The organism is Spirosoma horti (genome assembly GCF_054776595.1).
This window is the reverse complement of record NZ_BAAHBQ010000013.1, coordinates 146,339-161,827: the sequence shown is the minus strand read 5'-3', so window position 1 is coordinate 161,827 and position 15,489 is coordinate 146,339. Positions and strand designations below refer to the sequence as shown.

The following is a 15,489-nucleotide window of genomic DNA, read 5'->3' as shown; positions in this document are numbered from 1 at the left end:
GAACGACTAGAAGGGGATTTTTTGGCTGAATTGGACATAACCAAGGTGATTTGAGTGAAACAATTTAGGAAATTGTCTCTTCTCATTTTCACCCCTTTTGTCCACTTTCATTTGACGACGTACAGTTTTTGGGTAGGATTTATGCGTAATGTACAAGTGCTTAATAGTCAGCAGATTGAAGGTGCTTGGGATTATTATAAAGAACAAAGTTGGTTAGATGAAATGCGTCAACAAATTGCCAATATTGATTCTACACAAATAGACTTTTCCAACTATGTAGGAGAAGCAATCTTTAATATTCGATTCAAGCCGGAAGAGGTGACAATATACTCTGATCCAATAAAAATAGGGAAGGAAAACCCGGTAGTGAGTTTCCAACGATATAAATTTATTGGAGTTCAAGATGTGGTCGTTCCAGAAGTGATGCAGGAAGAGTCGTTTCATTTTAGAACTGGAGAATATGGAACGAGTGATAGAGTATTAACCTCAGAATACGATAGACCAGCCAAGACAATTCAGTTAGCTAAGCAACATAATAACCTCTGTCAAAAATTATATAAATATCTTGTAAGTGTTTATGGATCAAATAATGTGGGTAGAGAAAATAGAACTCTTTACAATACATCCATCGATATTGTTCGTCGTGATGGTACTAAACTATACTTCTACGAGATTAAAACTTACCCGTCTCTAAAGCAAAATATTCGTGAAGCTATTGGGCAGCTACTCGAGTATTCTTATTGGCCGATGGGGCAATTAGCACATGAATTAATAATTGTTACTGAGTTACCCGCAGATCAGGAGACTCTCGATTATATTTACAATCTCCGAGTGAGGTTGAACCTACCTATATCGTATCAACAATTCGATTTATCTAACAACAAACTACAAGAGTAGAAAAGAATAGCTAGTAGCTTATACTATACATCGGCTTCTTCTGCATACTCCTCATATTCCTCTAGAACTGTATCTTTCATATACTCGAGCCTCTTCTCTCTCGAAAGCTCATATATAGACTCATAGGAGAGAAAAGTACAGGATTCCGCTAGAGGACCTCTATCAAGAAATGCAAATATGGGTCTTGATATTTCTTGTAATACCTTTTCTTTCCGATCCGTAGGAGCAACTATGTGAGCGCAGATGTTAAGGTTAGGCTGTAAAGCCATAAGGTCAGCCATCCTTAATATTCCCGAGTATATAGATGTAGTGTGTTCTACCTCAAAGGCCCTTACAATCGAACGTCCTCTAATCCACAGTACGTCAATATTTTCTATAGTCTTTAATGTAGCATCATCATAGTTTAATGGCAATGCTTCAATCAAAACTTTGTCTTTAGGCTGCCATATATCTAGTACCCTTTGCCGGTCATTACGGGGTAACCAAATTTTCAAATTCATTCTTTCTCCAATTTCAGCAAGCAGGGCCTGAACCTTAATAGATTCCCTCTGTAAAGATTGTTGTTGTTTGGACGAAGCTACGTCAACCTCTTCGTTATCTGGAATAGAAACCGTTATCTGCTTGCTATCTTGCGTCTTGACAGTCAATGCCTTAAGCTTTTTCTTGTCAATTTCACTAAGTGGATATATTGTGGGTGAATCCAACTGTTTAAGCAGTATATTTTCAAGATACATCCCATCTGCATCTTCAATCTTTCGTAAGCTTCCACGAACCATGCCAGTCCAAGCCAAGCTCTTTTTGGGAAGTTGCTTTGTAAAGGATAAATTATTCCAACAAACATCACTGTCAATGGGAATACCTTTATCAAGAGGTAAGTATACAGTCGATTTCACTTCAAAACGAACTACAAATGGATCATTAATCTGTACAAATAAGGGGCTATCATTCAAGAAGTGCTTGCTTGATACTTCTAGTATACCAACCCACCTTGATAGCTTTGTTACATAACAAATTAGCTTGTCTCCAGGATTGAGCTTAGATGCTACCCCCTGCTGCCTCTCTCTAAATCCTGAAACAGTGCGGTCTGAGTTGGTAAAAGCTTCAAATGTTTCCGGTGAAAACAAGTCTATATAATAAGCCATATTGTGAAACTAATCGAATGATGGGTAGTGGCTGAATTGCGTTGATTAACAAGCGTACCTATTGACTGGATATTTCATAGGCCATTGAAAGGGGCATACTTACGCCTTGAAGCCTTATAGGCTTTCGTCCGTCGATAATCATTGTCAACACAGTTCAGTCACTACATAGAATGTAGAAACTATTATCAGACCGCTTACCATCTCGGAGCGAAAAAATCAGTGTTATGATTAATACTGATTATCAACCCAGCATAAACTACCCTTGACTAATCGATATGGTTATTACAAATGAAAAATTACCTTGAGCACTTTGGATTTCCGGATGCCACTCTTTGCCTAATTTACCTGTAATTACATCATCTAACAAGAATGATGCAAATGTCTCTGAATATGGGAGAATATCTTCTGGTTTATTATTTCGGAATTTCTCCCACGTTTTAGAACGAAGAAACGTCACTGGATAATTACCCTTAATGCTTGCCGAAGCCATGAGTTTGCTGTCTCCAAACAATTCATCAATGTATGGAAGTAATTGCCAACTCAATGTTTCAGAGGGATAGCTATTTATTACAATATTACCTGTTGGTTCTTCTTCAGTCGAGTAGAGTAGTATATAGCTAAATTCAGGATTATAAGCGTGCATTTTAGCCACCTGACTGGACAAATGTTTATTCCCAGCATCTGTCTCACCAAATAAGCCTTTACTGGCTATATACTTCTTAGCTTGAATCAAAACGTACCGATCAAATGAAATTTCTGCCTTGTTAACTATTACTCTCAATAACATATCCGCACCTGTGCTTTTTTCAGAAGGTTTATGGACATTAAGATTGATATAATACTTAATGAATTTTAAGTGATCGAACATTTCTTGCAACTGATCAAGTAATTCATCCGTCAAGCCACGCTCATCAAAGCTTGGGTTACGTCCGAGTTTTATGCCGAGTCGATAAGAAATATGATTTATAATCCATCGAAGTTTATGGTAATCTCGATTCAATAAATGGTTAAATTGCTTCATTCAATTATAGTTAAACATAGGTAATTACATCAAAGTATTATTTATCAACTTAATCCTACCTTATAGTCTCTTGTATCCAGTCTAAATATTTGAATTGCCAACCAATAGTCGGATTGATAAACAGCCCGATTGCTGTGTCGTGAACCACCACTGACTTTGAATAGCAAATGGTTCGACGGGCTAATCGTTTTAGACGTGTTCGAAGAGTAAGATGCTTCAGCTCAAGTCCTTGTAATGCCGCTTTACGAACCAAGCGTAAGCGTTGATCTAAGCAGTCAAAGTAAGCCCACCAGGAGTCTGTTATCCACCTGATTACCTCAATTTTAGCTTGCTCTAAAAGGCTAAGAAGTTGGCGAAATGTTTGGTTGGTACGGCGGCCAAGAACAAAGGCAATGATCTCAACTGTTAGCGCACCCTCTACCCACCATAGACAACGAGATAATTTTTTACTGTCCACATATGTCCATATCTCATCAACTTTAAGATTCTTTTCAAGCCTCTATCGACATTAAAGGAATTTACATGAATCACTTTACCTCTATTTTTGAACTGAGCGCTGAAGGTGTTCCTGTTAATGCCCAAGACACGTGCGGTATCGCGTACGCCTGGCTCCGTTTAAGATTATTTGAACGGTCCGCGGTAGAAGTGATATGCTCTTTGAGCAATGGGTGTAACGAGCCTTGTGGATTTAAGTTTGAACGGATTTACTACCGCAGTCATAACAAAGGTAACTTTGAGTGCTTGCATGAGTTGTATTATACCATTTGACTTATTGTGCTTGACCACAATGCTTATAGACAACAGCTTCTAATACCATTCACAAATACACCTGATTTAACGCAGTTATGTTACTACAGTGTTTTATATAATGGTAGACTTCAAATCTACAGTAATATGAAATTTTTCCTCAATTACCTTCTCATCGTATAGACGAACTAACCCATTGGAAGTGTTTAGTTCAACTTTACTTTGAAAAAGAGAGTCCTTAAAAAACATAAAAACTGAAAAATGGAAAAATAAGACTTCTGACTCTTCAAGAAAAACATTTTCTTCAAATAAAAAGCTTATTGGCTTAACCAGATTGTTTAACTTTTCAATATCCTCCTCTTTGTCTAAATCAGATACATTATAAGCCCAAGGAATATCTTTTATACTGCTTTCAAGAATATAAAATTTTCCATGTTTACCTTCAACACAATCAAAGAAGAACCTTATGTAAATTTTGGCCACCTGCTTATCATTAAGTAATAATTGATTGTTAGGTATATTATGCAATGGTTGATTCGAGTAGTCTAATAAGTGAATTTCATCAATATTGTTATAGAAAAAATATCGAGACATATTCATGCCCAAAGCTTTATACTCTATGTGGACTAATTGTATGGTCTTATAAAATGGTAAAGAGAAGGCAAAAACTTTAATATCTTCGTTATTAGAAGGTAAAATAGCTAAATACTTTCTTCTGACAGTTTCCAATATTAGACTTGAAGAATCAATGTAATTTAAATCAAATTCATTTAATCTTATGTCTGAATTTCTGATTTTTTCTATAGAGATATAATGATTATCAAGTATTTCTCTATTATCTATTGAATCAATTTGATACATTTTTTCTATAATTTTTCTAATTATTAAATGATGAGAGCCAAGATTGATATTAGCTAAATCATATACATTTATCAATAATGTTTTACATTCTTTTATTGCATTTAACTTTAAAAGCATATCTGCGTATAACAAATAATATTCGATAAATTCTTTATAGTTTGGCTGATAGTATTTACATATAAGGTCAAATGACTGTTTGATATATATATAAGCTTTATTTATGTTATTATTATACAATTCATTTGCAGCTAAGCAGTTGTATGATTTTACATTAAATTTTTCATTATTTAATTTTGTAAAAATATTAATACTATCTAATATGGCTTCTCTCGCTTTACTAAATCTCTTACCTTCGCTTTTTTTGTTACTATTTATAATCACGTTAAAATGAGCTATGCCTGACTCTCGCAAAGCTGCCGCGTACCATAAATTATCTTTATCTCCTTTTGTTTCTTTTTTCAAGTGCGACTCTTTGACTTTAAGTGCTTCATCATAGAATCCTAATTCCTCGTAATAAAGACCTAGTTCGTATAAAAAGACTTTATTATCCGCAAATTTAATATCTTTATTATCATAATCTGATATAATTTTCTTAAAGATAAGTAATTGATTTTCAGTATGTTGAAAAAAACTAAAGTACTTGTAAATTCTAGCTAATTCCCGCTTCGTATATGATGAAAGTAAAATATTGTCTGCTTCGAGGAAACTGCTAACTGAACTAAAAAATTTATTTTCTTCGGAATAAATTTCACCCTTCGTAATATATGCTTGCCAATACCATTCAATGTATATGTCGTCATTTATTTGCTCATTATTTTCTTCTACAATATCTTTAAAAATATTAATACTAGTATCAATAGCAGAAATTGCAGAATTGTTCTCAAACTTGTACACATGAATTTTTGCGAGACATACTAACACAATCGCTTTATAAATCTTCGCATAATCGTTGTCCCGGTTCTCTTTAGAATTTAAATAATCAAGCGCTTCTTTTAAAAAAGGAAACAAGAAATCATATTCCTCTTTTTGTAATAAATTTGAGATCGATGGAAAAATAAATTTACCATAAATATTTATAGGAAGTCCCTTTGAAAGCCTCATTAATTCAGAATATATATCTTTGTATTTAGCATTATCAATTTTTAATAATTCTTTACTATAAGAATGTGATATTATTTTTATTAAGTTTTCTACGTCAGTAATTTCATTAATTTTATCATTATTATAATTCCTAAAATATTGAAACATTTTAGGAATTTTTATGTAATACCCATCATTAAGTTCATATAAAAATAACAGATCATTTAAATCTGCATCTTTATTTAAATAGCCTGCATGTTTTAGTTCATCAAAGAGTTCCTTAGTAAGAAAATCTACATTAAATAATACATTTATATCAGAAATAAAATTTTCCGATATATTTTCTTTCACTAAAAAAAGATCTATGATAGAACTAAAGGCAATTGATTTCATTTGCGCTAAACTTTAAAACTAGGAAATAGCTAAGTTGAGAATTTTTTTGTTTTTCCTTTCTTCAATATCTATCTGATTAACCTTGAAAATAGTGTTTTCCTCAAAATAAAGGATTGAGCGATTTTTTTCATAATTTATCAGATTGCCTTCAGTAACAACAGTATTTTTTGAATTTCTATTTAAGGCGATTAATTGCTCTTGTGCCTTGTAAATCCAGTCAGGCTTAAATTGAGATAACAATATCTTAGCCTTATTCTTCGAAAATAAAACCTCTTCTTTTGTTAATTTACCATGTTCATATCTCGAAGAGGTACTATAATCCACTATCGGATCACTAGAGTTATTTAAGGCATCAAATGACTCACTGACTTCAATTGGTAAATCATTTGGTGATACCTTTGTTTCATCAGAAGAATTTTCCGACTTGCTTATTGTAGTTTGGTCTAAATCAGTCTGCAAAAAATGAGCATTACATTCTATGTATCCCCGATCAGACAATCTATAATTAACATTCAGACCACTTTTTTCTTCAATCAATAATCCTTTGTCTATGAGCCAGTTTATATTGTAGTGTATATTCTGCCTTGTCACTCCTTTGTTGCTGTTATTAATATTCTTAATTTCTGTCTTTATCAATTGTAAATTAAATGCCCGATTAATACTATTGCTTTTTTGTTGACTCAAACTAAATAGTGCTTGCAAAATGGTACGGCGAGTTTCATTTCGCGTTCCAATAAGCATAGAATTATAGCTGGCTGACGTGTTTACTTTGAGATATAAGCTCAACATGGCGCAATGACTTCTCAATTGTAAACCAAACCGCTGCTTACCTGTGAGACTTTTGGGAGGAGCCAAATCCGGGTTACTAAAAACTACCTTTTTCAGATGATTAAGTGTCTCTTCAACGTCCTCATTACGCCCACGACCAATCCAATTTAGAAAAGCAACACTGATCTCATTGTAGAAGTGGTGATAAATGTGACTTGGTATTTCGTTAAAGTTTTGGTGATCAAGGTTTGAAAGCAAATTTGCAACTCGACTAATGTCAGCCGGTGTATGTTTCATTAGTAAAACTGACTCCTGAAGAGTATTAGATGATTCCATTGCCATTTATCAATTATTTCGCTTAATAACTACTTACTAACGTTTCTAAGTGCCCTCATAGTTTTATCAAATATATTTTTTATTTGACAGCTATTTGACGCCTTGCCTGTTTTTGCTAATATTTTTTAGTTTGTTTGATTATGTGGGTGTTTATATATACGTTAAAATGATTTAAGTATACAAATTTTAAGCTTGTTTATATTGTATAAGATATATATAATATAACATAACGTTGAACTTTATAATACAAGCTTAGCCCTGTCTTCTAGTAAAAGGTTTCTGCACTGTGATTTCTATGGTTTCCAGTAATAGTCATATGTACGAGTCCATTTGGCGGTAATTTTTTAACTTTTCTATTATCATTATCAACATTTCTAAAATACATTTCTTGGTTCAGGCCATTTTTTGCAATTAGCCTTCCTGGTAATCCCCAGAATATAACTTCAGTTTCGCTATCGACAGAATCTATTACTTGGGTTGCATTAACATAAAATCCTGCTGATAACGCACTTCGTTTCATATCTTTTTTCCATCCATCCCAGAATTCTCCCGCTTTCTTATTCATGGATACAATAAATAAATAGTCGGGTTCGAGCTCACGATATTTCGCTAAACACAAATTATAAGTTATCATGTCTTTACAAATTAAAATTCCAATACTTCCTATTGGTAAATTCAATAAGAGAATATTCTCATCACTAATAGTATCTTCGCGTATGTAATATTCTTTGTTCACGTTTGTAAACGTGCTAACATAGTTGTGAATAGCCTCTAAGCCTAAATCTGGTGTTTGGTATACATCTACATGAGTTTCAAATGCTTCGTACTTCTTATAAAAATGCTCATTAATATGTCCTAAATAATCAATGAACCATACGGGAGTTTCATTATAGTTATTTATATGGTAACTACCAGCTATAATAAGACCCAAATATTCTAATTGCTTCTTTTGTCCTAACTCTTTGATATATTCCTTCATTATTTTACGCCCTGTCAAAGAAATAGTTAGTTCAGGTAAGCAAAGTATGTTTACTTTATTAGTAATAGCCCAATCTATGCAAGCAATCAATTCCTGTTCATATACTTCTGCTGGTTGGACATCTGTGGCCAAAAAGGCGACTTTAGTCTGATTGTATGGAGCACTGAGTCGCCTGGTGGGTAGGAAATAAGTATGACAATCTCCAGAAAAAGCTCCTAAACCTATTGTTAATTCAGGACTAGTCAATTTGGCACAACTAGATGACAAAGGGTCTGTGCCATTGCCGTATCCATCCATATGTGCTTGAATTAGTTCCGAGTTAAAATCAACCTGAATTTTAGGCAGAAGAAATATCCTACGGTAAGGATTCCTAACACTGAGAGGAGCACGTTCGGTATTTGGTTCACTATTAGATAATAATGGCCTACCACCAACCACTAAAATACCATACTTAGTCATTTCATAAATACGTTGACCTGCACTGATCTTCTCCGCATCTAATAACTTGCTTTCTACTAAATCGAAAAAAGCATCTAGTTGTGCAAATCGTTGAGATGGGTCATGATTTTGTTGTACAAATGCATCCCATATCAGTACCATATTATCCAACATTAGATAGTAATTAGAACTGTCTTCTACACCTGAATTAGCATCGTTAGTAGATATTTTTAAATGTTCTAAAATTTCTGACCATATTACCTTATGAGCTAAGTCAATTAAAGGGTTATTTTGAGCTGCATGCATCCGCTCGTTAAGTAATTCAGCTAATTTCTCTAGACATTTCAATGGAGTCATGTTATAAAAACAGAGTTTAGTGGGATAGTATATTAAGTAATTTAATGATATTATCGTGAAAGTTTAAAAGTTACACATTAAATATAATATGTAACTATAAGGCTTTTTTAAATTGAGAGAAAGATTCGTAAAAAAACAGTATCAGCTTATCTTCGAGGATGAGCCGACCGGAGCTATACCCTTCCGTCTTGACTGATTCCGCCTGGAATATTATTGAACAAATTTTGGCTGACACGCGAAAACGAAAATATTCACTTCGCAGCATTTTTATGCCCTGTTATGTATTACCAAAAATGGTGGTCGAAGGAGGCAAATGTTCAATTAATTACTTTCCTGACTATTAAACTATTATTATTTCTAGAAGTGGCTTAACGACGGTATTAGGGAAAAGCTCAACAAAGCACTAATGGAACGAAGGTGCAAGAAAGCGAATCACGGAGCATTGCTCCGTGTAGGGGATTAACACTATAGCATCTTGGTCCTAAAGTATTAAATGTAGCGAACGGATGTTAGTACCCGAAGGCAATGACGGCCATAAGAAGGTAAATGGTTGTAAGCGGCACATTGTCGTTGATATCTTAGACTTAATCTTGGTGGTGGTCATCCACACAGTCATATTCATGACAGTCCAGCGACTCGAAGAGTAATTTTAAAAAGGCTCCTGAAATGACTCGTCTGTTATTCATTCTTTTCGCTTGCTAGTAAAATCTATATCAATGGTAAGCCTAACGCCGTTTGATACTCACAATCTACTCAATAGTTAACTTCACTCATCTGTTATCAAATCTATAACAAGTCCATTCACGCACTTTTTAAACTTGAGTGAATCTTTTTGCATTTCTCATTTGATCCATTCATGTTAAGATATATTGGTTAGATATGAAACTAGGCGTATTTCTATTTTAAGAAAGCTACCTTGATCTGTAACCGTTCTATTTCCTATGATTGCTATTTAGTATACTCATTACTGCTATTGAATTGCCTGACTTAGTACAATTTACAAATAATAAAACGCGAAAAGCCCCATATTCGGCGAATTTGGGGCTTTTCGTAGGAAGTAGCGAACTCGAACTGCTGACTTCTTCATATCAACTATACTTCGCTTAATTTAAGACTTTTGCCCAATTACTATTCACGTTCAAGGTATAGCAAATTTACTAATAAGGTGCAATGAGGGTGCATCTAAAAACAAAAATTCTTCAAATCATTAAAATTTGAAGAATTTTTGTTTGTTGGCGGTCCGGCCGGGTCTCGAACCCGAGACCCCCTGCGTGACAGGCAAGTACTCTATCGTTAAGATTCAGTACACTGAAAGTCAAGCAGGAGATATGTATTGCAACTTGTATTGCAAGTAAATAAAAAAACCACTTAGTATTTCTACTAAGTGGTTAATTATCAGGCTCCCGAAGCTGGGCTCGAACCAGCGACCCTCTGATTAACAGTCAGATGCTCTAACCGACTGAGCTATTCGGGAATCGTGGTGCAAAAGTAGGCCGTAGAACCATATTGCGCAAGCATCAGACGAAAAAAAATTAACTTATTTCTCAATCGTATGATACTCAGGCCCTACTTTATCGAAAGGCGTCGGGCCGGTTGCTGGGTACTTTGTCCAGAATCAGCTCCTTGATGCGCCGGGCATCCCCTTTCGAGAAATTCCGGATCACAATCTCGGGCCGGGCGCGTGGAATCACCCGAATGGTGGAGAAGAAGACACCGTTGTCGATCTCCACCCCCGAGATGTCGGAGTAGAAAACGAAGTTGTCGGTGCCGCCAATCAACTTGCGGGCACGAAACGTAACACCCTTGTCGTTGAACTCAACCTCATCGGGGTTGAGGGGGTCTTTAAAGCTACTGGAACGGAATTTTTCTGCCATGATGTCTAAGCCGGGATTTTTATGATTTCATCAATTTGCCTGATTGTACAAATCGGCTTTCTGGGAAAGCAAAATCAGATAAATCGATGGAATCACAAAAGCCCGGTTATTTTTTAGGTATGTAGATTACTTTTTTGGTTTCAAAGAAAGGCTCCTCAAAATAGTCGGAGAGGTCATAGACGCGGTAACGGTCCGGTACTTCGGCCAGTTCCTCACTCAGGTCGCCCCCTTTGAGGTACAAAACTCCGTTTGGCCGGTCGTTGTTACCCGACTTGTGAATTTTGTAGCGTATCCAGCCCAGAAAGGGCTTTAGACGGGTAACGGCCCGGCTTACCACAAAATCATAGGTCGTGTTCAGCTGTTCGACACGGCTTTGTTCGGCTTTCACGTTTTGAAGGCCCAGCGCATTGGATACTTCCTGCACGACCTTTATTTTCTTGCCAATGCTGTCGACCAGATGAAAGTCGACCATCGGAAATAGAATGGCCAGTGGAATACCCGGAAAACCACCGCCCGTGCCGACGTCCAGAATTTCGGTGCCGGGCTTGAACGATACGATCTTGGCAATACCCAGCGAGTGCAGAATATGCTTCTCATAGAGGGCATCGATGTCCTGCCGCGAAATAACGTTGATCTGGGCGTTCCACTCGCGGTATAGCCCATCCAGGGCGGCAAAGCGTTCTTTTTGCTCAGCCGTCAGGTTCGGAAAGTATTTTAGAAGAAGATCGATATTCATGAGTTAGTGAAGCGTAAAGAATGAAACGTAAAAAATAAAGTCAAATGACTAGCGCATTATTTATCGTTACGTTTCATTCTTCACGCTTCATTTAAGGTTTTATCGCCAGTAAAGACGTTTTTTACGACGCCTGAACAGTGTTTTTAGACCAGCCATGCCGTAGTAGGCGGCTAGCAACAGGTCAATAAACGGAATAATGGCCCAATGTACGGTATGCGCGAGCCGGTAACTAATGCGCCCGACGATGCCCCAGAAGGCGAGTTTCCGGAAAATAAATAGGCCCGTGCCGATCAGCAAAAGTAACCATTCGTTGGCGGTAAAGGAATGGTGCCGTAATTCATATACCAGCACAACGATGCCGACCACCAGCCCCAGCAGCCAGCTTAGTACGTGCGAACCCGTCAGCAGCCCCAGCCGGAACTTATGGCCTGGTTTGTAGTATTTGCCCACGTTGAGGTGGCGCCGTTTCTGGGTTCGCCAGTCCACCCAGGTTTCTTTGGGCCTCGACCACATGAATGTATCGGGGTCAAGGCAAACGGCGGTGTTGCGGGCAGTGGCTACCTCGTTGATAAACAGATCATCGTCGCCACCGACCACGTTCTTGTGGGTGTAAAAGCCCCGATTGGCAAAGAACACGCTGGTGCGGTACGCCAGATTCCGACCAACGCCCATGTAGGGGCTACCCGCCAGCGCCAGCGAAAAATACTGCACCGCCGTCATCAGGGTTTCTGACCGGATCAGCAGGTTCAAAAAGCCGGGCTGATAATCGTAGGGCGAAAAACCGAGCGAAATGGCCGTTTGGTCATCCTGCAGGGGCGACACCATGCCCGCCAGCCAGTCGGTGGAGGCCGGGCGGCAGTCGGCATCGGTGAGCAGTACGGTGGGATAAATGGCTTTTTTCAGGGCAATCGTCAGGGCGTATTTCTTGGGCGTCACATGCTCGTGTTCCCGGTCGATCCGGATGAACCGGACCCGCGACAGCTCCGCAATGTCGTTTTCCAGAAAAACCTGGGTGCCATCGGTTGAGCGGTCGTCCATGACCAATACTTCGAAGTCGGGGTACTGCTGGTCGTTCAATAGCGGTAGTAACTCGATCAGGTTTGCCAGTTCATTGCGGGCACACACAACAACCGTTACGCCGTTCGGGGCTGGATCGGTGGATTTACCCGATGGAACTGGTAGTAAAGTGGGATCGCTTCGGTGGGGCTGATGGTAGAAGGCTGTTCTTGAATAAACAAGTAAAATGTAAATAAGCTGAATGCCGACTATCACTAGCCAGGTTATCAGCAGGGCAGTAATCACAAAGGGGAGACGTTTACTCGCTAATGCGTTGATTTTGATTGAACGGGCAAAGATACGCAAAGATGGTTGTTCAATGGTCAAGGTTTCATGAACCAGCAGGAGGTAACCTTGATACGGAACGCGTACCGGCGACCGTTGAACGAACTTGGGTTCGTATCTTTGCACTATGACATTTTCGATTACTGCCAACGACCCACAGTCAAAGGCGCGAACGGGGACGCTGACGACGGATCACGGTCCCATTCAAACCCCCATTTTTATGCCCGTTGGTACGGCCGGTACCGTAAAGGCCGTTCATCAGCGTGAACTTGAAACGGACATCGATGCCGAAATTATTCTGGGGAATACCTATCACCTCTACATGCGGCCGGGTCTGGAGGTGCTCAGCCAGGCGGGCGGACTGCATGGTTTCAATGGCTGGCGTCGCCCTATTCTGACCGATTCGGGGGGCTACCAGGTCTATTCGCTGTCGAATACCCGAAAAATTAAAGAAGAAGGCGTTACGTTCAAGTCGCACATCGACGGCTCCAAGCATACGTTTACGCCCGAAGGCGTGATGGATATTCAGCGAACCATCGGGGCCGACATTATTATGGCCTTCGATGAGTGTACGCCTTATCCCTGTGAGTACGGCTACGCGCGCCAGTCGATGGAGATGACCCACCGCTGGCTGGGTCGCTGCATCGATCGGTTCGACGCAACGGAAGGCTTGTATGGCTACAACCAAACGTTGTTTCCGATTGTGCAGGGGAGCACCTATGCCGATTTGCGCCGTCAGTCGGCGGAGGTCATTGCGAGCAAAGAGCGCGAAGGAAACGCCATTGGCGGCTTAGCCGTTGGCGAACCGGCGGAGGAGATGTACGCCATGATCGAGCTGGTGAATGGCATTCTACCCGCCGATAAGCCCCGTTATCTGATGGGGGTGGGAACACCCGCCAACATTCTGGAAGCCATTGCGCTGGGCGTCGATATGTTTGATTGCGTGATGCCGACGCGCAATGCCCGGCATGGCCTGTTGTTCACGACGGAAGGAATTATCAACATCAAGAACGAAAAGTGGAGTCGCGATTTTAGTCCCATCGACGCCGGTCTGGGCGGGTACGCCAGCACGTTTTACTCAAAAGCGTATTTGCGTCACCTGATCAAATCGGAGGAGTTGCTGGGTGGTCAGATTGCCAGCCTGCACAACCTGACATTTTATCTCTGGCTGGTGCGTCAGGCCCGCCAGCACATCGAGGCAGGTGATTTTGTTACCTGGAAAAACGAAATGGTTGTCCGGCTAATGCAGCGTTTATAAAGCGACGAGGCTCTTCCCGGAACCTTGCTACCAAAAGTCTCCTGCTATCGGTTAGGAGACTTTTTCGCTGTCTCGCCGTCATAGGGTCATTTCAGCGGCTGCGCCTTATAAAGTGCTTATTCCTACATACGTTGCATGATCGTTTCGACCGACCCTAGACCGACGTTATTGACCAATCGCTGGTTGCGTTTACCCGTCGATGTGGTTATCCGAACGCTCTGGCTGGAACGGTATAAACTCCTGCTGGCGACGGTCCTGGCCATCGGAACTGGCGTCGCTATTGCGCTGATGCTACCGCCCGGGTTCAGGTCAGAAGCACGACTGATGCCTGAGATGAACAATGGATCGGGCGATGTACTCAAGCGGCTGGCCTCTATGGCGGGCTTTGCCGGTGTCGATTTTTCTGAGACCGAAGAGATGGACGCTGTCAGGCCCGATTTATATCCGCATGTATTGCAGAGTACGCCCTTTATTTTATACCTGATCGATCAACCAATTACCACAACGGCTGGTCGGTCGCAAACGATTGGCCAGTTTCTGCTGCCCGATGATGGCTGGTCATTCCGGACGTTTCTGTCGTTACGTAAAGTAGATCGGGCCGACTCGCTGCCGGCACTGCCGTCGGAACGGACGATACGTCTATCCGTTCATCAGCAGGCGTTTGCCGAGGAAATCGGTGAGCGCGTCAGGGCTAAATTCGATACGCGGTCGGGCATTATTACCATTACCGCCACCATGCCCGATGCCAATGTGGCGGCAACCGTAGCGGCCTTGGCCATGCGTTATCTGACAGAGTACGTAACGACCTACCGCACCGAAAAAGCCCGGCAGGATTTGACTTTTTATAGCCGGCAATTAAGCGCGGCCCGTCATCGGTATCGGCAGGCGCAACTGGCTGTTTTTCAACATGATGACCATCATAAAAATATTGTGCTGCTGGCTACAACCATGGACCGGCACCTGATGGAAGCTGAACTGACCATTGCCCAGACCGTTTATACAGAACTCGCCCGTCAGTTCGAACAGTCGAAACTCAGGGTGCAGGCACGAACGCCAATCTTTAAAGTGCTTGAACCACCGGGCGTGCCGCTTAACCGAATATCGCCCAGACGAACGCTGATCGTACTGCTTTTTGCAGTTGTCGGGTTGGTGTTCGGAGCGTTGTTTGTACTCGTCCGGAAGGCTGATGTCGCCGGTCAATGGCAGGCGATGGTAACTGATCCGTGCCCGAAAAAAAATTTACCCGTTTAACGAACCCGAC

Annotated in this window: 12 protein-coding genes and 2 tRNA genes; 3 read left to right on the top strand and 11 right to left on the bottom strand. The window is 40.1% G+C overall.

Annotated elements, in window-relative coordinates; all coding sequences use genetic code 11:
• Positions 1-141 precede the first annotated feature (141 nt).
• On the top strand, positions 142-897 hold the full coding sequence (locus tag ACYVAM_RS30175) for a hypothetical protein (protein ID WP_461073876.1): 756 nt from the start codon (positions 142-144) through the stop codon (positions 895-897).
• A 23-nt stretch (positions 898-920) separates the two neighbouring features.
• On the opposite strand, the gene ACYVAM_RS30170 is transcribed toward ACYVAM_RS30175, so the two are convergent.
• The 11 genes from ACYVAM_RS30170 to ACYVAM_RS30120 form a co-directional block, all read right to left on the bottom strand.
• Entirely contained in the window at positions 921-2,039 is a 1,119-nt protein-coding gene (locus ACYVAM_RS30170) for a hypothetical protein (protein WP_461073875.1), read from the bottom strand.
• A gap of 256 nt (positions 2,040-2,295) precedes the next feature.
• Positions 2,296-3,060, bottom strand: a complete 765-nt coding sequence (locus ACYVAM_RS30165; RefSeq protein WP_461073874.1) for a hypothetical protein — start codon at positions 3,058-3,060, stop codon at positions 2,296-2,298.
• 55 nt (positions 3,061-3,115) lie between these two features.
• The gene (locus ACYVAM_RS30160) at positions 3,116-3,529 is read right to left on the bottom strand and encodes an IS1 family transposase (RefSeq protein WP_461073879.1); all 414 of its coding nucleotides are present in this window, start codon (positions 3,527-3,529) and stop codon (positions 3,116-3,118) included.
• A gap of 392 nt (positions 3,530-3,921) precedes the next feature.
• Complete coding sequence (locus tag ACYVAM_RS30155; protein WP_461073873.1) at positions 3,922-6,141, bottom strand: hypothetical protein; 2,220 nt, start codon at positions 6,139-6,141, stop codon at positions 3,922-3,924.
• Between the two features lie 18 nt (positions 6,142-6,159).
• A complete protein-coding gene (locus ACYVAM_RS30150; protein WP_461073872.1) occupies positions 6,160-7,245 on the bottom strand; it encodes a hypothetical protein in 1,086 nt (361 codons plus the stop codon).
• 265 nt (positions 7,246-7,510) lie between these two features.
• Positions 7,511-9,019, bottom strand: coding sequence for a hypothetical protein (locus tag ACYVAM_RS30145; protein WP_461073871.1), 1,509 nt, complete (start codon positions 9,017-9,019; stop codon positions 7,511-7,513).
• A 1,233-nt stretch (positions 9,020-10,252) separates the two neighbouring features.
• Positions 10,253-10,319 (bottom strand) — tRNA-Asp (locus tag ACYVAM_RS30140).
• Positions 10,320-10,419: 100 nt separating this feature from the next.
• Positions 10,420-10,493 (bottom strand) — tRNA-Asn (locus ACYVAM_RS30135).
• 97 nt (positions 10,494-10,590) lie between these two features.
• A complete protein-coding gene (locus tag ACYVAM_RS30130) occupies positions 10,591-10,893 on the bottom strand; it encodes a hypothetical protein (RefSeq protein ID WP_461073870.1) in 303 nt (100 codons plus the stop codon).
• Positions 10,894-10,999: 106 nt separating this feature from the next.
• Positions 11,000-11,629 (bottom strand): 16S rRNA (guanine(527)-N(7))-methyltransferase RsmG, encoded by a 630-nt coding sequence (gene rsmG / locus ACYVAM_RS30125; protein ID WP_461073869.1) that lies wholly within the window; start codon positions 11,627-11,629, stop codon positions 11,000-11,002.
• A gap of 99 nt (positions 11,630-11,728) precedes the next feature.
• The gene (locus tag ACYVAM_RS30120; protein ID WP_461073868.1) at positions 11,729-12,931 is read right to left on the bottom strand and encodes a glycosyltransferase; all 1,203 of its coding nucleotides are present in this window, start codon (positions 12,929-12,931) and stop codon (positions 11,729-11,731) included.
• Between the two features lie 166 nt (positions 12,932-13,097).
• Here ACYVAM_RS30120 and tgt point away from each other — a divergent pair, with 166 nt between their 5' ends.
• Complete coding sequence (gene tgt / locus ACYVAM_RS30115) at positions 13,098-14,228, top strand: tRNA guanosine(34) transglycosylase Tgt (protein WP_461073867.1); 1,131 nt, start codon at positions 13,098-13,100, stop codon at positions 14,226-14,228.
• Positions 14,229-14,363: 135 nt separating this feature from the next.
• Positions 14,364-15,479, top strand: coding sequence for a GNVR domain-containing protein (locus ACYVAM_RS30110; protein ID WP_461073866.1), 1,116 nt, complete (start codon positions 14,364-14,366; stop codon positions 15,477-15,479).
• Positions 15,480-15,489 lie beyond the last annotated feature (10 nt).